The organism is Pseudomonas ceruminis (assembly GCF_021602025.1).
GTDB lineage: Bacteria > Pseudomonadota > Gammaproteobacteria > Pseudomonadales > Pseudomonadaceae > Aquipseudomonas > Aquipseudomonas ceruminis.
In genome coordinates, this window is sequence record NZ_BQHW01000004.1 from 1 (window position 1) to 21,948 (window position 21,948).

Genomic DNA, 21,948 nt, shown 5'->3' on the forward strand with positions numbered 1-21,948 from the left:
TGCGCATGTTCGCCGGCGGTGAAGTGGCGAGTATGCTGTTGGCGTTTTTTGTTCTGGTGCTGCTCGCCGACCTGCTCAGCCGCTTCTTGCGCGGGCGGTTGGCATGAACCGGCTGGTCAATGTGCTGCTGATGGCTGCTATCGCTGCCGCGGTAGTGGCTTCATTCGGCTATCTGGAGCTGGACCTCGGTGCGCTGGTCGGTCATGGCGGGCTGGGGCAGATGGCCGAGTATGCCGGACGCTTTCTGCATCCGGACCTGACGGGCGAGCACTTGCAGGCGGTGGGGCGTGGCGCCCTGGAAACCTTGGCCATGTCGGGGTTGGGGACGTTGCTGGCGATGCTGCTGGGCCTGCTGTTGGCGCTGCCCGCGGCGGGGCGCTTCGGCTGGCCGTTGCAGGCTGCGGCACGGGTGCTGCTCAATGCCTTGCGCGCCATTCCCGAGCTGGTGTGGGCCGCGCTGATGGTGCTGGCAGCAGGCCTGGGGCCCAATGCCGGCACGCTGGCGCTGGCGCTGCACACGGCAGGGGTGCTCGGGCGGTTGTTCGCCGAGGCACTGGAGAATGCACCGGCCGAGCCGGCAGCGGCGATCCGCCTGCAAGGGGGCGGGCAGTTGGCCGCGTTCTGTTTCGGCACTTTGCCCAATCTGTGGCCGCAGTTGCTGGCCTACAGCCTGTACCGCTGGGAGAACAACATCCGCATGGCCAGCGTGCTTGGGCTCGTCGGGGCCGGGGGGCTGGGGCAACTGCTCTATACCACCTTGAGCCTGTTCCAGGAGGCGCAGGCCAGCACGGTAATCATGGCGATGCTGGTGCTGGTGTTGCTGGTGGATGCCCTGAGCGATGTGCTGCGCCAGCGGTTCGTGCGGGCTTGAAAAGCCTGCACGGGCGGCCAATTGGCCTGCGCCATTGGTTAGGCAATCGGCACACTCAATTCCCCACACTGAGCCTCACGCTGCATCGATTCGAGGTTGCGCTCGATGGTCTCGCAAATGGTATCCATCTGAATCTGGTGTTCGCTGAAACGGAACGGGCTCTGCAAGTCAGTGCCAATCCGTTCGATGGCCAGCAGCATGAAGCCCACCACCGTTGACGCCAGCGGCGTGAACCAGCCCAGCGACTCGACCAGCCCCACCGGTACGATCAGGCAGAAAAGCGTAATGAACAGCCGCGGAAAGTACACGTAAGGGTAGGGTAGCGGTGTATTGGCGATGCGCTCCATGCCGCCTTGGGCGTTGGTCAGGTCAACCAGGGTCGACTCCAGCCGCGCCAGGCGAATGCTGTCCAACCGCCCTGCCTGATGTTCCCGTGCCAGCAGCGCTGCAGAGCCGCTGAGGATATCGTTGGCGAAATTGTTCGAACGGTTGCGCCGCTCGAACTCGCCCGGTGGGATAAACGCCATCAACTCTTCCGGGCAGGCCTCGCCCTTCAGGTGTGCCGCCAGGCAATTCACATAGGCGATGTGCCGGCGCAGCAAGGTGGCCTTCACCGGGTTCAGCCCGTCATCGGGGTCGTCGATCAGCGTCAGCGTCTGCCGGGCGAAGCTACGTGAGCTGTTCACCAGCGCGCCCCACAAGGTGCGTGCCTCCCACCAACGGTTGTAGGCGCTGCTGTTGCGAAAACTCACCAGCACCACCAGCGCCGAACCCAGCAAGGTCAGCGGGAGCAGTGGCAGGGTGAACTTGCTGTTGAAGAACAGCATGAAGTCGATAGTGACCAGCACATCCCAGATCAGCAGCCAGAACAGCGACCAGCCGATGTAGCCGAGGGTTTTCACCACCAGCCGGTACTTGCGGGCGATCATGTCTTTCACGCGTGGGTGCCTCTAAACGGGTGGGGATGCTGGATCGGACGTCGAGGGGCGTTGAAGGTTCGGTGCGGGAGGTTGCAAGAGGTTTTGCTCCCTCCACCAGAAGAACATCCTGACGCGATTACAGGACGTTGCTGGCTTTTCCATCAGCTGGATGCAAATCGGCAGGAGCGGCCCTGTGGCTCGACAAGGCCTCTCGCCATTTCTGAGGCAGGGTTACGGCTGATTACTCAACGGCACCTCGTTGAATTTGAGTGCCTGTTCATTGTGGTTGCGTGTTTGGAAAACAAGCTTGATAGACGGCGAGCGCTTGATTTTCCTGTCGGCTTCCTGGAACTGCAGTGTCACGGTCGTCGTAACGTTACGAATCAGCTGAAACTCGCTCCAGGCGCTGTTGCGCTGCTGACCTACCCGCAACTCACTGATCTTGAGAGGCGCGCCGGCTTCGTCGAACAGGCGTGAGTCACCGCTGAACCTGAACTCGCGATCCATGCCCAAGTTGGTCAGCTGGAATGTGCAGTTGGGGTAGCTGCCGATGTTCTCGCATTCGATCAGCTCGAAGCGGACATCATCGACCACCTCGATGCGCTTGCCCAACAGGTTGCTGCCATCGTTTTCAACGATGTTCGACTGTACCTTGGCGAATTCGAAGCTTGGCTTGGCGAACTCGGTGCCGAGAACGAAAAAGGCAAACGACAGGGCCACGATCAACACGGTGGTCAATGTGCCGCGCATTATTCTGGGGAGGTTGCGTATCTGCCAGCAGATCGACAGGCTGGATAACAACAGGAACGTGCTAACCAGCAAGACGATGTTACGCCAGTTGAGGAAGCCGAAACCGAATACGCTGGGGTCAGGTACCAGGTAGGTGATGACGGCCCACATACCGCCCAGTGCGACACCTACCCCGGTCATGACCTTTGCTACCAGCGTAGTGATCCGATTGCTGCGCGTAGAGGGCAGCGATTGCTCCATTTGGGACATACGAACTCCATGTCATGCCCCTCGCGTTTGCCGGGACGGTTGATTTCAAAATGACATTATCGGTGCTGGAGGCCGCAGGGGTAAAGCGCTGATAGGGCGGCAAGGCCGCAGTGGTGCTGGCCCGCCATTGTGACTGGAGCGTTCGACCAGGCGGAACGCTCCGCCTGGTTCTTGAGGGGCGCCTCAGGGGTGGGCTGTCACTGCCACATACCCTTTGACCGCAGCAGGCGCGGCAGTTGGCTTGCCCTTATGGGCCAAGTACTGGAAGCGTCGCCATTCCTTGTCGATTTCGCTGTACGACATGAACACGCTGACGCGCGCCTTCCCGGCCAGGTCGGGCCGGTTGCGCGCATCGATCTCAGTCTTGGGGATGAACGCAACATTGATCCCGACCACCTTGCCATCGTCGGCGAATACTGGGCCACCGGACATGCCTTTGACCATCGGGCCGTCGTGCACCGAATAGAACACGCTGCCTGGCGTGCCTTCCAGGCGCACCAGCGACGCCAAGGTCTGGCCTTTGCCCTGCACCGGCATCATCAGGCTGTTGAAGCCCACCGCAGTCACCGACTCGCCCGGTACGTACTGACGCCATAGCGGTACCTGCGTGGCCTTGTGCTTGAAGAACACCACGTCACCGAGCCCTTCATGCACCACGTTGCGCAGGAAGGGGGTGTGTTTGGCGGTCACCGCATAGTCTTCGTTCCACTGGATGGCGGTGGCCATCAACAGCATCGGCAACGGGGCACCGGAAGTGACCACGAAAGCCTGGTCGTAGACAGGATCTGACACGTAGGACGTCGGCACTCCATTGCACCCGCTCAACAGCATCATCGCTGCCACACAGGGCACAGTTGTTTTCATGGTCTGCACATAGGATTAGAAAATGGGAGCGGAACTATGGCTAAGTGATATTACGCAAACAATACTTTCTGCATATATCTGACGAATGACATCTTAGGTAGGGGCGGGGGCCATGGCCAATAGATTCACGGCATGGTTGCAGGGCTCGGGGCCGGTGGGGTGGCGTCAAATCGAGGGCGGTAGGCGGGGCAAACGTCAGGCACAAAAAAACCGACCATAAGGTCGGTTTTTTCTGGATTTGGTGCCCCGAGGGAGACTCGAACTCCCACTCCTTTCGAAAACGGATTTTGAATCCGCCGCGTCTACCAATTCCGCCATCAGGGCTAGTGGCGCGCAGTATAGAGAGGTGCCGCTGGTCGGTCAATCGGCTTTCATGGTCAATTTTCACACATTGGGCTAAACTTCCCGGCCCTGCCGAACCCGAACAACATCATGCGCGTCGCCGATTTTTCCTTCGAACTCCCCGATTCCCTGATCGCCCGCCACCCTCTGGCCGAGCGCCATGGCAGCCGTCTGCTGGTCCTCGATGGGCCGAGCGGGGCGCTGGCACACAAGCGGTTCACCGATCTGCTCGACTACCTGCGCCCCGGCGACCTGATGGTGTTCAACAACACCCGGGTTATCCCGGCGCGGCTGTTTGGCCAGAAAGCCTCTGGCGGCAAGCTGGAAGTGCTGGTCGAGCGCGTGCTCGACAGCCACCGGGTGCTTGCCCATGTGCGCGCCAGCAAGGCGCCCAAGGAAGGCGCGATGATCCTCATCGATGGCGGTGGCGAGGCTGAGATGGTCGCCCGCCACGAAACGCTGTTCGAACTGCGCTTCACCGAAGAGGTGCTGCCACTGCTTGAACGTGTCGGGCACATGCCGTTGCCGCCCTACATCGACCGCCCCGACGAAGGCGCCGACCGCGAGCGCTACCAAACCGTCTACGCCGAGCGTGCTGGCGCCGTGGCCGCGCCGACTGCTGGCCTGCACTTCGACGAGGCGCTGCTGGAACAGATCGCCGCCAAGGGCGTGGAACGTGCCTTCGTCACTCTGCATGTGGGTGCGGGCACCTTCCAGCCGGTGCGGGTCGACAAGATCGAAGACCACCACATGCATAAAGAGTGGCTCGAAGTGGGCCAGGATGTGGTCGATGCCATCGAGGCCTGTCGTGCCCGGGGTGGCCGTGTGATCGCGGTCGGCACCACCAGCGTGCGTTCGCTGGAGAGCGCGGCGCGTGACGGCGTGCTCAAGGCCTTCAGCGGTGACACCGATATCTTCATCTACCCGGGCCGGCCGTTCCACGTGGTCGACGCCCTGGTCACCAACTTCCACCTGCCGGAGTCCACGCTGCTGATGCTGGTCTCGGCCTTCGCGGGTTACCCCGAGACCATGGCTGCCTACGGGGCGGCGGTCGAGCAGGGTTACCGCTTCTTCAGTTACGGTGATGCCATGTTCATCACCCGCAATCCGGCGCCACGCGGCCCAGAGGATCAAGCATGAGTCGCACCTGTCGAATGTCCTTCGAACTGCTGGCCACCGACGGCAAGGCCCGTCGGGGCCGCCTGACCTTCCCCCGTGGCACGGTCGAGACCCCGGCCTTCATGCCAGTGGGCACCTATGGCACGGTCAAGGGCATGCTGCCGCGTGATATCGAGGCCATCGGTGCCGAGATCATCCTTGGCAACACCTTCCACCTGTGGCTGCGCCCGGGCACCGAGGTGATCAAGAAGCACAACGGCCTGCACGACTTCATGCAGTGGAAAGGCCCCATCCTCACCGACTCCGGTGGCTTCCAGGTATTCAGCCTGGGTGCCATGCGCAAGATCAAGGAAGAGGGCGTGACCTTCGCCTCGCCGGTTGACGGGTCCAAGGTGTTCATGGGGCCTGAGGAGTCCATGCAGGTGCAGCGCGACCTGGGTTCGGACATCGTGATGATCTTCGACGAGTGCACGCCTTACCCGGCCGAGCATGACGTGGCGCGCACCTCCATGGAGCTGTCGTTGCGCTGGGCCCAGCGCTCGAAAAACGCCCATGGCGACAACACCGCGGCATTGTTTGGCATCGTCCAGGGTGGCATGTACCAAGACCTGCGCATGCGTTCGCTGGAAGCCTTGGTCAACATCGACTTCGACGGCCTGGCCATCGGCGGCCTGTCGGTGGGTGAGCCCAAGCACGAAATGATCAAGGTGCTGGATTACCTACCGGCACAAATGCCTGCTGACAAACCTCGTTACCTTATGGGGGTAGGCAAACCGGAAGATCTCGTTGAGGGTGTGCGCCGCGGCGTCGACATGTTCGACTGCGTGATGCCGACGCGTAACGCGCGCAACGGCCATCTGTTCGTCGATACAGGGGTGATCAAGATCCGCAATGCGTTCCATCGCCACGATGATTCGCCGCTGGATCCGACCTGTGACTGCTACACCTGCACCAACTTCTCGCGCGCCTATCTGCATCACCTGGACAAGTGCGGCGAAATGCTGAGCAGCATGCTGAATACCATCCACAACTTGCGCCATTACCAGCGCTTGATGGCCGGTTTACGCGAGGCTATTCATCAGGGTAAATTGGCCGCCTTTGTCGACGCCTTCTATGCCAAGCGCGGGCTGCCTGTGCCGCCTTTGGACTGACTGTTCGCACCTACTAATTAAAACTTATAGCAACTGGAGTGCCCAATGAGCTTCTTGATCCCCGCCGCCTACGCGGACGCTGCTGCACCCGCCGCTGGCCCAGCCGGCACCGGCTTCGAGTGGATTTTCCTGGTCGGTTTCCTGGTCATCTTCTACCTGATGATCTGGCGTCCGCAGGCCAAGCGTGCCAAAGAGCAGAAGAACCTGCTGAGCAACTTGCAAAAAGGTGACGAAGTTGTCACCAACGGCGGCATCGCCGGCAAGATCGTCAAGGTTTCCGATGATTTCGTGGTGCTGGAAGTGTCCGACACCGTCGAACTGAAGTTCCAGAAGGGCGCCATTGCCGCGACCCTGCCTAAAGGTACGCTCAAGGCTATCTGAGTTACCGGTTTTTCTTTCCAGTCGGGGCGCGCAACGCGCCCCGCGTCTTGAACGGGCGGCGTGATGCTGAACAAATACCCTCTGTGGAAATACGCACTGATCGTGTTGGTACTGGCGATCGGTTTTATTTATTCCGCTCCCAACCTTTACCCGGATGACCCGGCGGTGCAGATCAGCGGTGCCAGCTCGGCGCTGCAGGTAAACCAGGCCGACCTCGACCGCGTCAGCAAGGCGCTGGCCGATGCCGGGATCACCGTCAAGGGCGCAAGCCTGGGCGAGAAGGGCAGCGGGCTGGTACGCCTGACCAACCAGGAAGACCAACTTCCGGCCAAGGATGTGGTGCGCAAGGCACTGGGCGATGATTACGTCGTGGCCCTGAACCTGGCCCAGACCACCCCGCAATGGTTGCGTAACGTGGGCGCAAGCCCGATGAAGCTGGGCCTGGACCTGTCCGGTGGTGTGCACTTCCTGCTGGAAGTGGACATGGACAAGGCCATGAGCGCCCGCATGAAAGTCTACGAAGGCGAGGTCAAGACCTTGCTGCGCAAAGAGCGCGTCCGCTACCGCAGCCTGCCTCAGCAGGATGGCGGCATCATGCTGGGCTTCGCTGACGATGCCACCCGCGAACAGGCACGTGCCCTGATCCGCAAGAATTTCAATGATTTCGACCTGACCACCACCGAGCGCAACGAGCTCGCCGTGCTGCGTCTGGCGCTCACCCAGGCGAAAGTCGCCGAGATCCGCGAATACTCGATCAAGCAGAACCTCACCACCGTGCGCAACCGTGTCAACGAGCTGGGCGTGGCTGAGCCGCTGGTACAGCGCCAAGGCGCCAACCGCATCGTGGTCGAGCTGCCGGGCGTGCAGGACACTGCCGAAGCCAAGCGCATCCTCGGCAAGACTGCCAACCTTGAGTTCCGCTTCGGTGCCGAGCCGGGTGCGTCCAAGGCCACTACCGAAGTCTTCGAGTTCCGTGAAGGCGGCCGTTCCGCTGCCGTCGAGCGCGGCCTGATCATCACCGGTGACCAGGTCACCGACGCCCAGGCCAGCTTCGACGAGCACGGTCGCCCGCAGGTGAACATTCGCCTGGATGGCCACGGTGGCGAGTTGATGAGCCGCGCGACCCGCAGCAACGTCGGCCGCAGCATGGCGGTGATCTTCATCGAGCAGAAGCCGATCACCCGCTACGTCAAGCAGACTGTCGACGGCGTCGAGAAGGAAGTGCCGGTTCAGAGCTTCCAGGAAGAGAAGAAGATCATCAGCCTGGCGACCATCCAGTCGCCGCTGGGTAGCCAGTTCCGCATCACCGGCCTCAACGGCCAGGGCGAATCCTCTGAACTGGCCCTGTTGCTGCGTGCCGGTGGTCTGGCCGCGCCGATGTACTTCGCCGAAGAACGTACCATTGGCCCAAGCCTGGGTGCCGACAACATCACCAAGGGTGTGGATGCATCGCTGTGGGGCATGCTGTTCGTCTCGCTGTTCATCATCGCCATCTACCGCGGCTTTGGCGTGATCGCCACCGTTGCCCTGGCGGGCAACATGGTGCTGCTGCTGGCATTGATGTCGCTGCTGGGCGCAACCCTGACGCTGCCGGGTATTGCCGGTATCGTGTTGACCATGGGTATGGCGGTCGATGCCAACGTGCTGATCTTCTCGCGAATTCGCGAAGAGCTCAAAGCCGGCATGTCGGTGCAACGTGCCATCCACGAAGGTTTCAACCGCGCCTACACCGCGATCATCGACGCCAACCTGACCAGCCTGCTGGTCGGCGGTATCCTGTTCGCCATGGGTACCGGTCCGGTCAAGGGCTTTGCGGTCACCATGTCCCTCGGGATTTTCACCTCGATGTTCACCGCCGTCATGGTGACCCGTGCAATGGTCAACCTGACCTGTGGCGGGCGTGACATCAAGAAGCTGTGGGTTTGAGGGAGCTGCGATGAAAACCATCAATTTCATGGGCGTGCGCAATGTCGCGTTCGCCGTTACCGTGCTCCTCACCGTACTGGCGCTGTTCAGCTGGTGGCACAAGGGCCTGAACTTCGGCCTGGACTTCACCGGCGGTACGCTGATCGAGCTGACCTACGAACGCCCGGCCGACCTCAAGACGGTGCGTGCCGAGCTGGTCGACTCCGGTTTCCACGAAGCCGTGGTGCAGAGCTTTGGCGCGACCACCGACCTGCTCGTGCGCATGCCAGGGGACGACCCGCAACTGGGTAACAAAGTGGCTGCCGCCTTGCAGAAGGCCGGTGGTGACAACCCGGCAACCATCAAGCGGGTCGAGTTCGTTGGTCCCCAGGTGGGTGAAGAGCTGCGTGACCAGGGCGGGCTAGGTATGCTCCTGGCGCTGGGTGGCATCCTTATCTACCTGGCCTTCCGCTTCCAGTGGAAGTTCGCCGTGGGTGCGATCATCTCGCTGATTCACGACGTGGTGGTGACACTGGGTATCCTGTCGTTCTTCCAGATCACCTTCGACCTCACGGTGCTGGCAGCGGTGCTGGCGATCATCGGTTACTCGCTGAACGACACCATCGTCGTGTTCGACCGGGTGCGTGAGAACTTCCGCGTCATGCGCAAGGCCTCGCTGATCGAGAACATCAACGTCTCGACCACCCAGACCCTGCTGCGCACCATCGCCACCTCGGTTTCGACCCTGTTGGCGATCGCTGCACTGCTGTTCTTCGGTGGTGACAACCTGTTCGGCTTCTCCCTGGCACTGTTCATTGGTGTCATGGCCGGTACCTACTCGTCGATCTACATCGCCAACGTGGTGCTGATTTGGTTGAACCTGAACAGCGAAGACCTGATTCCACCTGCCAAGACTGAAGGTGTGGATGATCGTCCGTAAGGGTTAGCCCTTGCCGTTCGGCGGCCCGAAAGGCGCGAGTGTTGAACTCGCGCCTTTTTTTTTGCTCCAAGGCTGGGAGAAGGTGGGGTAGCCCCCCACAGGTACGGTCAGGAGGTTCAAGTGAACAAATCAATGCTGGTGGGTGCGGTACTGGGTGCTGTCGGTGTAACCGCCGGAGGTGCTGTGGCGACCTACAGCTTGGTGAACAAGGGCCCTGAATACGCCCAGGTCACCGACGTGCAGCCAATCAAGCAGCAGGTGAAAACCCCGCGTGAGGTCTGCAAGGACGTTGCCGTGACGCGTCAGGCGCCAGTGAAGGACCAGCACCAGATCGCAGGCACCGTGGTGGGCGCCCTGGCAGGCGGTTTGCTGGGCAACCAGATCGGTGGTGGTACCGGCAAGAAGATCGCGACCGTGGCCGGTGCGGTGGGTGGTGGCTATGCCGGTAACAAGGTGCAGGAAGGCATGCAGCAGCGTGATACCTACACCACCACGCAAACCCGTTGCAACACGGTCAATGACATCAGCGAGAAGGTCGTTGGTTACAACGTGACCTATTCCATTGGCGATCAGGTGGGCAAGGTGAAGATGGATCGCGAGCCGGGTTCGACCATTGCGCTGGACAAGAATGGCAAGCTGATCCTCAGCGAAGCGGGCCAGTGAGCTGATGTCGCCAGTGCTGGCCGCATCGCTGGCACAGGCGGCATGAAAAGTAGCCGCAAAAAAAGCACCCTCGCAGGTGCTTTTTTTGCGGCAATCGGCGCTTAGCGCTTCATGTGCTCTGGCAGGTGCGGCTGGATAGCAGTCAGCACGGCCTTGAAGCACTTGATGTTGCCCGCAACGATGTGGCCTTTGTCGAGGAAGTCGTGGCCACCGTTGAAGTCGCTGACCAGGCCGCCTGCTTCCTGAATCAGCAGCACACCCGCAGCCATGTCCCACTCGGACAGGCCCGACTCCCAGAAGGCATCAAAACGGCCGGCTGCCACATAGGCCAGGTCCAGGCTGGCCGAGCCGGCGCGGCGGATGCCAGCGGTCTGGCCGGTCAGGGCGCGGAACATGCCCAGGTAGTTGTCCATGTCGGCCATCTGGCTGTCACGGAACGGGAAGCCGGTACCCAGCAGGGCGCCGTCCAGGCTGGTGCGCGAGCTGACGCGCAGGCGGCGGCCATTGAGCTGGGCGCCACGGCCACGGCTGGCGGTGAATTCTTCCTGGCGCACCGGGTCGACGATGACGGCGTGCTCGAGGCGGCCACGGTATTTGCAGGCAATGCTGACCGCGAAGTGCGGGATGCCACGCAGGAAGTTGGTGGTGCCGTCCAGCGGATCGATGATCCAGAGGTAGTCCTTGCCTTCTTCACCGGTACCCGCGTGCAGACCGGTTTCCTCGCCCTGGATGGAGTGATTCGGATAGGCCTTGCGCAGGGCGTTGACGATGCTCTGCTCGGCGGCGCGATCAACCTCGGACACGTAATCCTTAGCCTCTTTCTCGTCCACCTTGATGCTATCCAGGCGTTCGATGGAGCGGAAAATCAGTTCACTGGCGCTGCGAGCGGCGCGCAGGGCGATATTCAGCATAGGCTGCATGGGCGGGTCACCTGGAGATGTTAAAGAAGAAAGCCGATCATTCTAGCAGAAAATCTTGGCGGCTGAAGTGTCACATTTGCTTTCATGGCGTTACGCTGGTCGGTTCTGTAAGATCGTAACCCCCGAAACCTGCATCTGTGAGCACAGCACCTTGCTGCAAAATATTCGTGTTGTTCTGGTCAATACCAGCCACCCCGGCAACATCGGCGGCGCTGCGCGTGCCATGAAAAACATGGGCTTGTCGCGTCTGGTACTGGTGCAGCCAAAAGAGTTTCCCGCTGCTGACGCCAGTGCCCGTGCCTCCGGTGCCGACGATGTACTGGCCAATGCCCAGGTGGTCGACAGCCTCGAGCAAGCGTTGGTCGGCTGCAGTCTGGTCATGGGCACCAGTGCCCGTGAGCGCAGCATCCCGTGGCCGTTGATCGACCCCCGTGAATGTGGGGCCAAGGCCGTGGAGCACGCCAGTGGCGGTGAAGACGTCGCCCTGGTGTTCGGGCGCGAGCACGCCGGCCTGACCAACGAAGAACTGCAGCGATGTCACTTCCACGTGCACATTCCCTCGAACCCCGACTTCAGTTCGCTGAACCTGGCCGCCGCGGTCCAGGTGCTTTCCTACGAGGCACGCATGGCCTGGTTGGCGGCACACGGTTCGGCGCCCAGAGCCGAGAAGGTCGACGCCAGCGAGCTGGCGACCATGGACGAAATGGAGCTGTTCTACGAACACCTGGAAAAAACCCTGGTGGACATCGGCTTCCTTGACCCAGAGAAACCCAAACACCTGATGGCGCGCCTGCGCCGGTTGTATGGGCGAAGCTCGGTCGAGCGTCCGGAAATGAGCATTTTGCGCGGTATCCTCACCGAGACCCAGAAGGTCGCACGGGGCGAACCGCATAAAAGGAAGGGCTGACAGATGTTCGAACGTCTGCGTGAAGATATCCAGAGCGTTTTCCACCGTGACCCGGCAGCGCGCAATGCCTTCGAGGTGCTCACCTGCTACCCGGGCATGCACGCCATTTGGCTGCACCGCCTGGGCAATGCCCTGTGGAGGCGCGACCTCAAATGGCTGGCCCGCCTGGTGTCGAACTTCGGTCGATGGTTGACCGGTATCGAGATCCATCCCGGCGCGACCATTGGCCGGCGCTTCTTCATTGACCACGGCATGGGTATCGTCATCGGCGAAACAGCCGAGATCGGTGACGATGTCACCCTGTATCAGGGCGTGACCCTGGGCGGCACCAGCTGGAACAAGGGCAAGCGCCACCCGACTCTGGAAAACGGTGTGGTGGTAGGGGCGGGGGCCAAGGTGCTCGGCCCGTTTACCGTTGGAGCCGGGGCCAAGATCGGCTCCAATGCAGTGGTCACCAAGGCGGTGCCTGCGGGCGCCACTGCGGTTGGCATCCCCGGGCGGATCATCGTCAAGAGCGAAGACAGCGAAGTCGAGGCCAAGCGCAAGGCCATGGCCGAGAAGATCGGCTTTGACGCCTATGGCGTCAGCGGCGACATGCCGGACCCGGTGGCGCGTGCCATTGGCCAGATGCTCGACCACCTGCAGGCGGTCGACGAGCGTCTGGAGGGGATGTGCGGGGCGCTGACCAAGATGGGTAGCGACTACTGTGCCACGGAGCTGCCTGCCCTGCCGGAAGACGATTTCATCGAGGCCGTGCAGGCTGCGCAGCGCGACACTCAGTCGCATTGATCACGGCACGCTGCAGGCATACTGACATATGGGGCGTGTGCTCACGCCCCATTACTGCTACAATCGCGCCCGCCTCCCCGATGCAAACCCGACTAAAGCAGTAGGTCTAATAGTTGACTTAAATGCTCGGGAATAGCATACTTGCTCACATCCTGTAACTCCTGTGGTACCCACTAGCCATGCGACTGACTACCAAAGGCCGATACGCGGTGACAGCCATGCTTGACCTGGCGTTGCACGCGCAGCATGGGCCGGTGTCTTTGGCCGACATTTCCGAGCGCCAGGGCATTTCCCTCTCTTATCTGGAACAGCTGTTCGCCAAGCTGCGCCGCAGCAGCCTGGTCTCCAGCGTGCGCGGTCCGGGTGGCGGCTACCAGCTGTCGCGTGGCATGGAAACCATCCAGGTGGCCCAGGTCATCGACGCGGTCAATGAATCGGTCGATGCCACCCGTTGCCAAGGACTGGGGGATTGTCATGCCGGTGATACTTGCCTGACCCACCACCTGTGGTGCGACCTCAGCCAGCAAATTCACGAATTCCTCAGCGGCATCAGCCTGGCCGACCTCGTCATGCGCCGTGAGGTGCAGGAAGTCGCCCAGCGCCAGGACCTGCGTCGTGTCGCAGGCCGTTCCGCCCAGCTGGACAAGATTGAGACGTCCGCCGTCGACTGATTTTCGCTAAACAGTGACGACGAGCGACGCCACCGCCTGATAGGAGATATTCAATGAAGTTGCCGATCTACCTCGATTACTCCGCGACCACGCCGGTCGATCCCCGTGTCGCCCAGAAAATGGCCGACTGCCTGCTGGTCGACGGGAACTTCGGTAACCCGGCCTCGCGTTCCCACGTATTCGGCTGGAAAGCTGAAGAAGCGGTCGAGAACGGCCGCCGCCAGGTTGCCGAGCTGATCAACGCCGACCCGCGCGAGATCGTCTGGACCAGCGGTGCCACCGAGTCCGACAACCTCGCCCTCAAAGGTGTGGCGCACTTCTATCAGACCAAGGGCAAGCACATCATCACCTCCAAGATCGAGCACAAGGCGGTCCTCGACACCGCTCGCCAGCTGGAGCGTGAAGGTTTTGAAGTCACCTACCTGGAACCGGGCGAAGACGGCATCGTCACGCCGGCCATGGTCGAGGCGGCGCTGCGCGATGACACCATCCTGGTCTCGCTGATGCACGTGAACAACGAAGTCGGTTCGATCAACGACATCGCAGCCATCGGCGAGCTGACCCGCTCCCGTGGCGTCCTGTTCCACGTCGATGCTGCCCAGTCGGCCGGCAAGGTCGAAATCGACCTGCAAAAGCTCAAGGTCGATCTGATGTCGTTCTCGGCGCACAAGGTCTATGGTCCCAAAGGCATCGGCGCGCTGTACGTCAGCCGCAAGCCGCGTGTACGCCTGGAAGCCATCATCCACGGCGGTGGCCATGAGCGCGGCATGCGTTCGGGCACCCTGCCGACCCACCAGATCGTCGGCATGGGCGAAGCCTTCGCCATCGCCAAGCAGGAAATGGCTGCTGAGAACCAGCGCATCAAGGCCCTGAGCGACCGCTTCTTCAAGCAGGTCTCGGACCTCGAAGAGCTGTACGTCAACGGCAGCCGTACTGCCCGCGTGCCGCACAACCTGAACCTGAGCTTCAACTACGTCGAAGGCGAGTCGCTGCTGATGTCGCTCAAAGACATCGCCGTATCGTCCGGTTCGGCCTGTACCTCCGCTTCGCTCGAGCCGTCGTACGTACTGCGCGCGCTGGGCCGCAACGACGAGCTGGCGCACAGCTCGATCCGCTTCTCCTTCGGCCGCTTCACCACCGAAGAAGAAGTTGACTACGCCGCGCAGAAAGTCTGCGAGGCAGTGAACAAACTGCGTGAGCTGTCGCCGCTGTGGGACATGTACAAAGACGGCGTTGACATCTCCAAGATCGAGTGGGCCGCCCACTAAGCAGTCGCCAGCAAGAGCGGCTCCCTGATGAGGAAGGAATAGCACCATGGCATACAGTGAAAAGGTCATCGACCACTACGAAAACCCACGCAACGTCGGCAAGATGAATGCCGAAGACCCGGATGTCGGTACCGGCATGGTCGGCGCTCCAGCGTGCGGTGACGTGATGCGTCTGCAGATCAAAGTCAACGAACAAGGCGTCATCGAAGACGCCAAGTTCAAGACTTACGGCTGCGGTTCGGCTATCGCGTCCAGCTCCCTGGCCACCGAGTGGATGAAGGGCAAGACCCTGGACGAAGCCGAAACCATCAAGAACACCCAGCTGGCGGAAGAACTGGCGTTGCCGCCGGTCAAGATCCACTGCTCGGTTCTCGCCGAGGATGCCATCAAGGCAGCCGTTCGCGATTACAAGCAGAAAAAAGGCTTGATCTAAGTCGCCTGTGTTGAGGTAAGGAGTTCCGATGGCTATCAGCATGACAGAAGCCGCCGCCAACCACGTGCGGCGTTCCCTCGAAGGGCGCGGCAAGGGCGAGGGCATCCGCCTGGGCGTGCGCACCACCGGTTGCTCGGGCCTGGCCTACGTGCTGGAGTTCGTCGATGAACTGGCGGACGAAGACACCGTGTTCGAGAACCATGGCGTGAAGGTGATCATCGATCCCAAGAGCCTTGTCTACCTCGACGGTACCGAGCTGGACTTCGTCAAGGAAGGGTTGAACGAAGGCTTCAAGTTCAACAACCCCAACGTGCGCGGTGAGTGTGGCTGCGGCGAAAGCTTCAACGTCTGAGGCTGGCTGTGGGTACTCCTTGTCATTTCGCGCTGTTTGATCTCCAGCCCAGCTTCCGTCTGGACCTCGACAAGCTGGCCACTCGTTATCGCGAGCTGGCCCGTGAGGTCCATCCGGACCGCTTCGCCGACGCTCCCGAGCGGGAGCAGCGGGTAGCGCTGGAAAAGTCCGCCGCCCTCAACGACGCCTACCAGACCCTGCGCAGTGCGCCGCGCCGTGCCCGCTACCTGCTGGCCATCGGTGGCCACGAAGTGCCTCAGGAAGTCACGGTCCACGACCCGGACTTCCTGTTGCAGCAGATGCAGTGGCGCGAAGAGCTCGAAGAGCTGCAGGACGAAGCCGACCTCGACGGTGTGGCTGTGTTCAAGAAGCGCCTGAAGGGTGCCCAGGACACGCTGAACGAGGATTTCGCCGCCTGCTGGGATGTGCCTGCCGAGCGCGACAAGGCCGAACGCCTGATGCGCCGCATGCAGTTCCTCGACAAGCTCGCCCAAGAAGTGCGCCAACTGGAAGAGCGCCTCGACGATTAACCCGGTGTCGCCCGTGATGGCACCTAAGGTATTCAGATAAGCATGGCCCTACTGCAGATCGCCGAACCCGGTCAAACCCCCCAGCCACACCAGCGCCGCCTGGCGGTGGGGATCGACCTCGGTACCACCAATTCCCTGGTCGCTGCTGTGCGCAGCGGTCGCAGCGAGCCCCTACCCGATGCGCAGGGCAGCGTCATTCTGCCGTCCGCGGTGCGCTACCTCGAAGGGCGCATCGAGGTCGGGCAGGCGGCGCGCGATGCAGCCTCCAGCGACCCCCTGAACAGCGTGTTGTCCGTCAAGCGCCTCATGGGGCGTGGCCTGGCCGACGTCAAGCAGCTCGGTGAACAATTGCCGTACCGCTTCACCGGTGGCGAATCGCACATGCCGTTCATCGACACTGTCCAGGGGCCGAAAAGCCCGGTGCAAGTGTCTGCCGATATCCTTAAGGTGCTGCGCGAGCGCGCTGAACAGACCTTAGGCGGCGAGCTGGTTGGCGCAGTGATCACCGTTCCGGCCTACTTCGACGATGCCCAGCGCCAGGCTACCAAGGACGCTGCGCGTCTGGCCGGTCTGAACGTGCTACGCCTGCTCAACGAGCCGACTGCGGCAGCCGTGGCCTATGGCCTGGATCAGAATGCCGAAGGCCTGGTGGCCATCTATGACCTGGGTGGTGGTACTTTCGACATCTCGATTCTGCGCCTGACGGCAGGCGTGTTCGAAGTGCTGGCCACCGGTGGCGATACGGCCCTCGGTGGCGATGACTTCGACCATGCCATTGCCGGTTGGATTATCGAGCAGGCAGGGCTGTCCGCCGACCTCGACCCGGCCACGCAGCGCCAACTGCTGCAGGCTGCCTGTGCCGCCAAGGAAGCGCTGACCGATGCAGATGTGGTCACGGTCCGCCATGGCGCCTGGCAGGGCGAACTCAGCCGTAGCGCTTTTGAAGCCATGATCGAGCCGCTCATCGCCCGCAGCCTCAAGGCCTGCCGCCGTGCCGTGCGCGACAGCGGTGTGGAGCTTGAAGAGGTCGGTGCGGTGGTCATGGTTGGCGGTTCGACCCGCGTGCCACGTGTACGCGAAGCGGTAGGCTCGCTGTTCGGCCGTACGCCGCTGACCTCGATCGACCCTGACCAGGTGGTGGCCATCGGTGCCGCCATCCAGGCCGATACCCTGGCCGGCAACCGCCGTGAAGGGGGCGAGTTGTTGCTGCTCGATGTGATCCCGCTGTCCCTGGGCCTTGAGACCATGGGCGGCCTGATGGAAAAGGTGATCCCTCGCAACACCACCATTCCGGTGGCCCGTGCCCAGGAATTCACTACCTACAAAGATGGCCAGTCGGCCATGATGATCCACGTCCTGCAAGGTGAGCGCGAGCTGATCAGCGACTGCCGCTCGCTGGCGCGCTTCGAGTTGCGTGGCATCCCGGCCATGGTTGCCGGGGCAGCCAAGATCCGTGTCACCTTCCAGGTCGACGCCGATGGCCTGCTCAGCGTCGCTGCACGCGAGCTGGGTTCAGGGGTGGAGGCCAGCATCCAGGTCAAGCCGTCCTACGGCCTGACCGATGGCGAGATTGCGCGCATGCTCAAGGATTCCTTCGAGCACGCCGGTACTGATAAACAGGCACGCCAGCTGCGTGAGCACCAAGTAGACGGCGAACGTCTGCTCGAGGCCGTACAGGGCGCCCTGGACGCTGATGGCGAGCGCCTGCTCAGCAGCGAAGAACGCGAAGCCATCGAATTCCAGATGCAGGAACTACGTGATTTGCTGACCGGCACCGATGGCCCTGCCATCGAGCAACAGACCAAGCGTCTGTCGCAGGTGACTGATGCATTTGCCGCCCGTCGCCTTGATTCGACGGTCAAAGCCGCACTGGCCGGGCGCAACCTGAATGAGATCGAGGAGTAACCGATGCCGCTGGTGACATTCCTGCCGCATGAGAAGTTCTGCCCTGAGGGGCTGACCGTGGAGGTCGAGCCCGGGACCAACATCCTGGAACTGGCCCACGACCATCACATCGAGATGGAAAGCGCCTGCGGTGGCGTCAAGGCCTGCACCACCTGCCACTGTATCGTTCGCAAAGGTTTCGACTCGCTCGAAGAAGCCGACGAACTCGAAGAGGACATGCTGGACAAGGCCTGGGGCCTGGAGGCCCAGTCGCGCCTCGGCTGCCAGGTGGTTGTCGGTGATCAGGACCTGACCATCGAGATCCCCAAGTATTCGCTCAATCACGCTGCCGAAGCGCCGCACTGAGGTTAGCCGCATGAGCCTGAAATGGATTGATGTACTTGAGATCGCCATCCAGCTTGCGGAAAGCAAGCCGGACGTCGATCCTCGTTATGTGAATTTCGTCGATCTGCACCGCTGGGTGCTGGCCTTGCCAGAATTCAGCGACGATCCGTCACGCGGCGGTGAGAAAGTGCTTGAGGCCATCCAGGCGGCCTGGATCGAAGAAGCCGACTGAGCGTGTGCTGCAGGTTAGGCAATCCCCTGGAACCCGCGTATAATTCGCGGGTTTAATTTTTCGCAACACTCATATTTCTGGAGTTTTCCATGGCTGTTCAACGTACTTTCTCCATCATCAAGCCTGACGCCGTCGCCAAAAACGTCATCGGCAAGATCACCACTCGCTTCGAAGATGCCGGCCTGCGCATCGTTGCTTCGAAAATCAAGCAACTGTCCAAAGCCGAAGCAGAAGGCTTCTACGCTGAGCACAAAGAGCGCGGCTTCTTCGGTGACCTGGTTGCCTTCATGACTTCCGGCCCGGTTGTCGTTCAGGTGCTGGAAGGCGAAAACGCCATCGCGCTGAACCGTGAGCTGATGGGTGCTACCAACCCTAAAGAAGCTGCTCCAGGCACCATCCGTGCTGACTTCGCCGAGTCCATCGACGCCAACGCCGTCCACGGTTCGGACTCCGAAGCTGCTGCTGCTCGCGAAATCGCTTACTTCTTCGCTGCTACCGAGGTAACCACTCGCTAAGCGAAAGCTTACGGGTGAGGGTGAATCCATGACGACATCTACTGGCAAAATCAACCTGTTGGGCCTGACCCAGCCGGAAATGGAACAATTCTTCGACTCGATCGGGGAGAAACGCTTCCGTGCCGGCCAGGTGATGAAATGGATTCACCATTTTGGCGTCGATGATTTCGCCGCCATGACGAACGTCGGCAAGGCCTTGCGCGAAAAGCTCGAGGCCGTTGCCGAAATTCGCCCGCCGGAAGTGGTCAGTGAAGACATTTCCGCCGACGGCACCCGTAAATGGGTGATCCGCGTTGCCTCCGGCAGCTGCGTCGAGACCGTCTACATTCCCACTGACGACCGCGGTACCCTCTGCGTTTCGTCCCAAGCCGGCTGCGCCCTGGACTGCAGTTTCTGCTCCACCGGCAAGCAGGGCTTCAACAGCAACCTCACCGCCGCCGAAGTGATTGGCCAGGTGTGGCTTGCCAATAAATCCTTCGGGACCGTTCCGGCCAAGATCGACCGCGCCATCACCAACGTGGTCATGATGGGCATGGGCGAGCCTCTGCTGAATTTCGACAATGTCATCGCCGCCATGAAGATCATGATGGACGATCTGGGCTATGGCATTTCCAAGCGTCGCGTCACCCTGTCCACCTCGGGCGTGGTGCCGATGATCGACGAACTGGCCAAGCATATCGACGTGTCGCTGGCCTTGTCGCTGCACGCCCCCAATGACGAGCTGCGCAACCAGTTGGTGCCGATCAACAAGAAGTACCCGCTCAAGGTGCTGCTGGAATCGTGCATGGGCTATATGTCCACCCTGGGTGGCAAACGCGTCCTGACGGTGGAATACACCCTGCTCAAGGACGTCAACGACCAGCCCGAGCATGCCGCGCAGATGATCGAGCTGCTGCGCGACGTACCGTGCAAGATCAACCTGATCCCGTTCAACCCCTTCCCGCATTCGGGCTACGAGCGGCCTAGCAACAACGCTATCCGCCGCTTCCAGGACCTGCTGCACCACGGTGGTTTCAACGTCACTACCCGTACCACCCGTGGCGACGACATCGACGCGGCCTGTGGTCAGTTGGTCGGCCAGGTCAATGACCGTACCCGCCGCAGCGAGCGCTACATCGCCGTGCGCCAGCTCTCTGCCGACGCCGAGCTGCAAGACAGCGCTGTGCGCCACTGAGCCCGGCCCCGCCATGAGCCTGCGCGCCGCGCTGTCGATCCTTGCGCTTTCGCTGCTGGCCGGCTGCGTGTCGGGCGGCGCGAGCGATCCTCTGGCCAGTCGCCAGGGGCGCGTGGAAGCAGGGCGCGCTTATGTGCAACTTGGGCTTGGTTATTTGCAACAAGGTTTGACCGAGCAGGCCAAGGAGCCCCTTGGCAAGGCATTGGCGCTGGACGCCGGTGACGCGGATGCCCACGCGGCGTTGGCCATTGTGTTTCAGGCCGAGGGCGAGCCAGCGCTTGCCGAGGCGCACTTCAGAAAGGCGCTGGCAACTCGCCCGGGCGACACGCGAATTCGCAACAACTACGGCAGTTTCCTATATGCTCAGCAGCGTTTTGCCCAAGCCGAGCAGATGTTTCGCCTGGCCAGCGCCGATACCCTGTATCCTGAACGTTCGCGGGTGTACGAAAACCTGGGCCTGACGGCCCTGCGGCTCGACAACCGTGGCCAGGCACAGGCGTATCTGACCAAGGCCCTGCAACTCAACCAGCGGCAACCCAGGGCATTGCTGGAAATGGCTGAGTTGTCCTACGAAAACAGGCATTATGTGCCGGCCCGGGACTATTACGATCGTTTCAGCCAGTTGAGCGATCACAGCGCCCGTAGCCTCCTGCTGGGCAGCCGTCTTGCCCGGGTATTCGACGAGCAGGGCACACTGGCCGAGCTGGGCCAGCAATTACAACGACTTTATCCCGGTACGCCGGAATATCAGCAATACCTGTCGGAGCAACGATGAAAGCCGCGCATCCCGAAGTAGCAGCAGCGACTGGCCAGAACCCCGGCGAGCTGTTGCGCCAGGCCCGCGAGAAACGCGAGTGGTCGCAAGCCGAGGTGGCTCGTAAGCTGAACCTCACTGTAAATTCGCTGAACCACGTGGAAACCGGCGCCTTCGACAAGCTGCCAGGGCATACCTTTGCCCGTGGCTATATCCGTGCCTATGCCAAGCTGATGGACATGGACCAGGCGCCGCTGGTCGAGGCTTTCGACCAGTACACCGGCACCCACGCCAAAGGCAGCGAAGTGCATTCACTGGGCCGAATCGAAGAGCCGGTGCGCCTTTCGCACAACATCCTGCGCGGTGTCAGCCTGGTGCTGCTGGTGGCTGTGGTTGGCGGCAGCTTTCTCTGGTGGCAGGATCAGGGCAGCTTGCCAGGCAAGGACCTGGCCAAGATCGCCCTGGAGCACGTCGAGGTCGAAAGCGCCGACGGCACCACCCAGATCCACCCGCTGGACGAGCCTGAGGATCAGGCCGTGACCGCTGGCCAGCAGCCCGAAAGCGCACCGCTGCCGTTGGAGCAGGCCCCCGCCGAACCGGTCGCCGAGGCCGCCGATCCGGCCGCGCCCGCGCCGGTTTCGCCGGCAGCTGCGCAGCAGGCGCCAGTACAGGCCGCAACACCGGCCACACCCCCTGCAGCACCCACCGCTACCGCAGCACCCACCGCCAGCGTGCCGGCCATTGCCGCCGCCGAGCCTGTTGCCGTACCGGCTGGCAGCGCCAAGGTTGCCATCCAGTTCACCGCCGATTGCTGGACCCAGGTGTCCGATGGCAACGGCAAGGTGCTGTTCAGCGCCATCAAGCGCAAGGGTGACAGCCTGGAACTGACTGGCAAGCCGCCGTTCGCGGTGCGCCTGGGCTTTGCCCGTGGCGCCCAGGTCAGCTACAACGGCCAGGCCGTCGATGTAGCCCCGTTCACCAGTGGCGAAACCGCTCGCCTGAAGTTGGGACAGTAAGTC

The 21,948-nt window shown here is 61.8% G+C and carries 25 protein-coding genes, 1 tRNA gene and 1 pseudogene; 22 read left to right on the forward strand and 5 right to left on the reverse strand.

The features are described 5' to 3' along the window. Both L6D80_RS05970 and phnE read left to right on the forward strand, forming a co-directional pair. Nucleotides 1-107: pseudogene (locus L6D80_RS05970) on the forward strand (ABC transporter permease); the annotation flags it as partial. Continuing rightward, nucleotides 104-871, forward strand: a complete 768-nt coding sequence (gene phnE, locus L6D80_RS05975) for a phosphonate ABC transporter, permease protein PhnE (protein WP_054901108.1) — start codon at nucleotides 104-106, stop codon at nucleotides 869-871. The pseudogene L6D80_RS05970 and the gene phnE, both read left to right, overlap by 4 nt. A 38-nt stretch (nucleotides 872-909) precedes the next feature. On the opposite strand, the gene L6D80_RS05980 is transcribed toward phnE, so the two are convergent. The 4 genes from L6D80_RS05980 to L6D80_RS05995 all read right to left on the reverse strand — a co-directional run bounded on the left by L6D80_RS05980 (nucleotide 910) and on the right by L6D80_RS05995 (nucleotide 3,978). Continuing rightward, entirely contained in the window at nucleotides 910-1,809 is a 900-nt protein-coding gene (locus L6D80_RS05980) for a bestrophin family protein (RefSeq protein ID WP_054901107.1), read from the reverse strand. A 213-nt stretch (nucleotides 1,810-2,022) separates the two neighbouring features. Further along, on the reverse strand, nucleotides 2,023-2,790 hold the full coding sequence (locus L6D80_RS05985) for a hypothetical protein (protein WP_176513001.1): 768 nt from the start codon (nucleotides 2,788-2,790) through the stop codon (nucleotides 2,023-2,025). A 183-nt stretch (nucleotides 2,791-2,973) separates the two neighbouring features. Beyond that, nucleotides 2,974-3,621, reverse strand: a complete 648-nt coding sequence (locus L6D80_RS05990; protein ID WP_054901134.1) for a trypsin-like peptidase domain-containing protein — start codon at nucleotides 3,619-3,621, stop codon at nucleotides 2,974-2,976. Nucleotides 3,622-3,893: 272 nt separating this feature from the next. Further along, nucleotides 3,894-3,978 (reverse strand) — tRNA-Leu (locus tag L6D80_RS05995). Nucleotides 3,979-4,086: 108 nt separating this feature from the next. On the opposite strand from L6D80_RS05995, the gene queA reads away from it, so the two are divergent. From queA to L6D80_RS06025, 6 genes are all read left to right on the forward strand, one after another. Continuing rightward, a complete protein-coding gene (gene queA, locus L6D80_RS06000; RefSeq protein WP_176513003.1) occupies nucleotides 4,087-5,136 on the forward strand; it encodes a tRNA preQ1(34) S-adenosylmethionine ribosyltransferase-isomerase QueA in 1,050 nt (349 codons plus the stop codon). A 14-nt stretch (nucleotides 5,137-5,150) separates the two neighbouring features. Next, nucleotides 5,151-6,266 (forward strand): tRNA guanosine(34) transglycosylase Tgt, encoded by a 1,116-nt coding sequence (gene tgt, locus L6D80_RS06005; protein ID WP_176513221.1) that lies wholly within the window; start codon nucleotides 5,151-5,153, stop codon nucleotides 6,264-6,266. A gap of 45 nt (nucleotides 6,267-6,311) precedes the next feature. Continuing rightward, nucleotides 6,312-6,647 carry a preprotein translocase subunit YajC gene (gene yajC, locus L6D80_RS06010; protein ID WP_008092587.1) on the forward strand — a complete coding sequence of 112 codons (336 nt, stop codon included), beginning with the start codon at nucleotides 6,312-6,314 and terminating at the stop codon, nucleotides 6,645-6,647. A gap of 63 nt (nucleotides 6,648-6,710) precedes the next feature. Next, nucleotides 6,711-8,573, forward strand: a complete 1,863-nt coding sequence (gene secD / locus L6D80_RS06015) for a protein translocase subunit SecD (protein ID WP_054901103.1) — start codon at nucleotides 6,711-6,713, stop codon at nucleotides 8,571-8,573. A 10-nt stretch (nucleotides 8,574-8,583) separates the two neighbouring features. Then, on the forward strand, nucleotides 8,584-9,492 hold the full coding sequence (secF, locus tag L6D80_RS06020; RefSeq protein ID WP_054901102.1) for a protein translocase subunit SecF: 909 nt from the start codon (nucleotides 8,584-8,586) through the stop codon (nucleotides 9,490-9,492). A gap of 120 nt (nucleotides 9,493-9,612) precedes the next feature. Further along, complete coding sequence (locus L6D80_RS06025) at nucleotides 9,613-10,155, forward strand: glycine zipper 2TM domain-containing protein (RefSeq protein WP_176513004.1); 543 nt, start codon at nucleotides 9,613-9,615, stop codon at nucleotides 10,153-10,155. A gap of 101 nt (nucleotides 10,156-10,256) precedes the next feature. On the opposite strand, the gene suhB is transcribed toward L6D80_RS06025, so the two are convergent. Next, nucleotides 10,257-11,075, reverse strand: a complete 819-nt coding sequence (gene suhB / locus L6D80_RS06030) for a type III secretion system regulator SuhB (RefSeq protein ID WP_054901100.1) — start codon at nucleotides 11,073-11,075, stop codon at nucleotides 10,257-10,259. Between the two features lie 151 nt (nucleotides 11,076-11,226). Here suhB and trmJ point away from each other — a divergent pair, with 151 nt between their 5' ends. The 14 genes from trmJ (at nucleotide 11,227) to L6D80_RS06100 (ending at nucleotide 21,945) form a co-directional block, all read left to right on the forward strand. After that, complete coding sequence (gene trmJ, locus L6D80_RS06035; RefSeq protein ID WP_176513006.1) at nucleotides 11,227-11,982, forward strand: tRNA (cytosine(32)/uridine(32)-2'-O)-methyltransferase TrmJ; 756 nt, start codon at nucleotides 11,227-11,229, stop codon at nucleotides 11,980-11,982. A 3-nt stretch (nucleotides 11,983-11,985) separates the two neighbouring features. Further along, nucleotides 11,986-12,771 carry a serine O-acetyltransferase gene (cysE, locus tag L6D80_RS06040; RefSeq protein WP_054901099.1) on the forward strand — a complete coding sequence of 262 codons (786 nt, stop codon included), beginning with the start codon at nucleotides 11,986-11,988 and terminating at the stop codon, nucleotides 12,769-12,771. Between the two features lie 179 nt (nucleotides 12,772-12,950). After that, nucleotides 12,951-13,442, forward strand: coding sequence for a Fe-S cluster assembly transcriptional regulator IscR (gene iscR / locus L6D80_RS06045; RefSeq protein ID WP_042111731.1), 492 nt, complete (start codon nucleotides 12,951-12,953; stop codon nucleotides 13,440-13,442). Nucleotides 13,443-13,495: 53 nt separating this feature from the next. Continuing rightward, nucleotides 13,496-14,710 carry an IscS subfamily cysteine desulfurase gene (locus L6D80_RS06050; RefSeq protein WP_054901098.1) on the forward strand — a complete coding sequence of 405 codons (1,215 nt, stop codon included), beginning with the start codon at nucleotides 13,496-13,498 and terminating at the stop codon, nucleotides 14,708-14,710. Between the two features lie 46 nt (nucleotides 14,711-14,756). Further along, nucleotides 14,757-15,143: a Fe-S cluster assembly scaffold IscU gene (gene iscU / locus L6D80_RS06055; RefSeq protein ID WP_003248539.1), complete on the forward strand. Its 387-nt coding sequence runs from the start codon at nucleotides 14,757-14,759 to the stop codon at nucleotides 15,141-15,143. Nucleotides 15,144-15,171: 28 nt separating this feature from the next. After that, nucleotides 15,172-15,495 carry an iron-sulfur cluster assembly protein IscA gene (gene iscA, locus L6D80_RS06060; RefSeq protein ID WP_008092567.1) on the forward strand — a complete coding sequence of 108 codons (324 nt, stop codon included), beginning with the start codon at nucleotides 15,172-15,174 and terminating at the stop codon, nucleotides 15,493-15,495. 8 nt (nucleotides 15,496-15,503) lie between these two features. After that, nucleotides 15,504-16,025 carry a co-chaperone HscB gene (hscB, locus tag L6D80_RS06065; RefSeq protein WP_054901097.1) on the forward strand — a complete coding sequence of 174 codons (522 nt, stop codon included), beginning with the start codon at nucleotides 15,504-15,506 and terminating at the stop codon, nucleotides 16,023-16,025. A 42-nt stretch (nucleotides 16,026-16,067) separates the two neighbouring features. Beyond that, nucleotides 16,068-17,930 (forward strand): Fe-S protein assembly chaperone HscA, encoded by a 1,863-nt coding sequence (gene hscA / locus L6D80_RS06070; protein WP_054901096.1) that lies wholly within the window; start codon nucleotides 16,068-16,070, stop codon nucleotides 17,928-17,930. A gap of 3 nt (nucleotides 17,931-17,933) precedes the next feature. Beyond that, complete coding sequence (gene fdx / locus L6D80_RS06075) at nucleotides 17,934-18,275, forward strand: ISC system 2Fe-2S type ferredoxin (protein WP_054901095.1); 342 nt, start codon at nucleotides 17,934-17,936, stop codon at nucleotides 18,273-18,275. A 10-nt stretch (nucleotides 18,276-18,285) separates the two neighbouring features. Next, nucleotides 18,286-18,486: a Fe-S cluster assembly protein IscX gene (iscX, locus tag L6D80_RS06080; protein ID WP_023382209.1), complete on the forward strand. Its 201-nt coding sequence runs from the start codon at nucleotides 18,286-18,288 to the stop codon at nucleotides 18,484-18,486. A gap of 89 nt (nucleotides 18,487-18,575) precedes the next feature. Then, on the forward strand, nucleotides 18,576-19,001 hold the full coding sequence (ndk, locus tag L6D80_RS06085) for a nucleoside-diphosphate kinase (protein WP_028942767.1): 426 nt from the start codon (nucleotides 18,576-18,578) through the stop codon (nucleotides 18,999-19,001). Between the two features lie 28 nt (nucleotides 19,002-19,029). Then, nucleotides 19,030-20,175 carry a dual-specificity RNA methyltransferase RlmN gene (gene rlmN / locus L6D80_RS06090; RefSeq protein ID WP_054901094.1) on the forward strand — a complete coding sequence of 382 codons (1,146 nt, stop codon included), beginning with the start codon at nucleotides 19,030-19,032 and terminating at the stop codon, nucleotides 20,173-20,175. A gap of 13 nt (nucleotides 20,176-20,188) precedes the next feature. Next, nucleotides 20,189-20,950: a type IV pilus biogenesis/stability protein PilW gene (pilW, locus tag L6D80_RS06095; protein WP_176513008.1), complete on the forward strand. Its 762-nt coding sequence runs from the start codon at nucleotides 20,189-20,191 to the stop codon at nucleotides 20,948-20,950. Beyond that, nucleotides 20,947-21,945: a RodZ domain-containing protein gene (locus tag L6D80_RS06100; RefSeq protein WP_176513010.1), complete on the forward strand. Its 999-nt coding sequence runs from the start codon at nucleotides 20,947-20,949 to the stop codon at nucleotides 21,943-21,945. The genes pilW and L6D80_RS06100 overlap by 4 nt, the downstream gene beginning before the upstream one ends. Nucleotides 21,946-21,948: the final 3 nt, after the last annotated feature.

Excerpts from the sequence above, each read along its gene's own strand:
- phnE (WP_054901108.1), top strand. The coding sequence starts at position 104 with ATGAACCGGCTGGTCAATGTGCTGCTGATGGCTGCTATCGCTGCCGCG.
- L6D80_RS05985 (WP_176513001.1), bottom strand. The coding sequence starts at position 2,790 with ATGTCCCAAATGGAGCAATCGCTGCCCTCTACGCGCAGCAATCGGATC.
- L6D80_RS05990 (WP_054901134.1), bottom strand. The coding sequence starts at position 3,621 with ATGCTGTTGAGCGGGTGCAATGGAGTGCCGACGTCCTACGTGTCAGAT.
- queA (WP_176513003.1), top strand. The coding sequence starts at position 4,087 with ATGCGCGTCGCCGATTTTTCCTTCGAACTCCCCGATTCCCTGATCGCC.
- tgt (WP_176513221.1), top strand. The coding sequence starts at position 5,151 with ATGTCCTTCGAACTGCTGGCCACCGACGGCAAGGCCCGTCGGGGCCGC.
- yajC (WP_008092587.1), top strand. The coding sequence starts at position 6,312 with ATGAGCTTCTTGATCCCCGCCGCCTACGCGGACGCTGCTGCACCCGCC.
- secD (WP_054901103.1), top strand. The coding sequence starts at position 6,711 with ATGCTGAACAAATACCCTCTGTGGAAATACGCACTGATCGTGTTGGTA.
- secF (WP_054901102.1), top strand. The coding sequence starts at position 8,584 with ATGAAAACCATCAATTTCATGGGCGTGCGCAATGTCGCGTTCGCCGTT.
- suhB (WP_054901100.1), bottom strand. The coding sequence starts at position 11,075 with ATGCAGCCTATGCTGAATATCGCCCTGCGCGCCGCTCGCAGCGCCAGT.
- cysE (WP_054901099.1), top strand. The coding sequence starts at position 11,986 with ATGTTCGAACGTCTGCGTGAAGATATCCAGAGCGTTTTCCACCGTGAC.
- iscR (WP_042111731.1), top strand. The coding sequence starts at position 12,951 with ATGCGACTGACTACCAAAGGCCGATACGCGGTGACAGCCATGCTTGAC.
- L6D80_RS06050 (WP_054901098.1), top strand. The coding sequence starts at position 13,496 with ATGAAGTTGCCGATCTACCTCGATTACTCCGCGACCACGCCGGTCGAT.
- iscU (WP_003248539.1), top strand. The coding sequence starts at position 14,757 with ATGGCATACAGTGAAAAGGTCATCGACCACTACGAAAACCCACGCAAC.
- iscA (WP_008092567.1), top strand. The coding sequence starts at position 15,172 with ATGGCTATCAGCATGACAGAAGCCGCCGCCAACCACGTGCGGCGTTCC.
- hscA (WP_054901096.1), top strand. The coding sequence starts at position 16,068 with ATGGCCCTACTGCAGATCGCCGAACCCGGTCAAACCCCCCAGCCACAC.
- fdx (WP_054901095.1), top strand. The coding sequence starts at position 17,934 with ATGCCGCTGGTGACATTCCTGCCGCATGAGAAGTTCTGCCCTGAGGGG.
- iscX (WP_023382209.1), top strand. The coding sequence starts at position 18,286 with ATGAGCCTGAAATGGATTGATGTACTTGAGATCGCCATCCAGCTTGCG.
- ndk (WP_028942767.1), top strand. The coding sequence starts at position 18,576 with ATGGCTGTTCAACGTACTTTCTCCATCATCAAGCCTGACGCCGTCGCC.
- rlmN (WP_054901094.1), top strand. The coding sequence starts at position 19,030 with ATGACGACATCTACTGGCAAAATCAACCTGTTGGGCCTGACCCAGCCG.
- pilW (WP_176513008.1), top strand. The coding sequence starts at position 20,189 with ATGAGCCTGCGCGCCGCGCTGTCGATCCTTGCGCTTTCGCTGCTGGCC.
- L6D80_RS06100 (WP_176513010.1), top strand. The coding sequence starts at position 20,947 with ATGAAAGCCGCGCATCCCGAAGTAGCAGCAGCGACTGGCCAGAACCCC.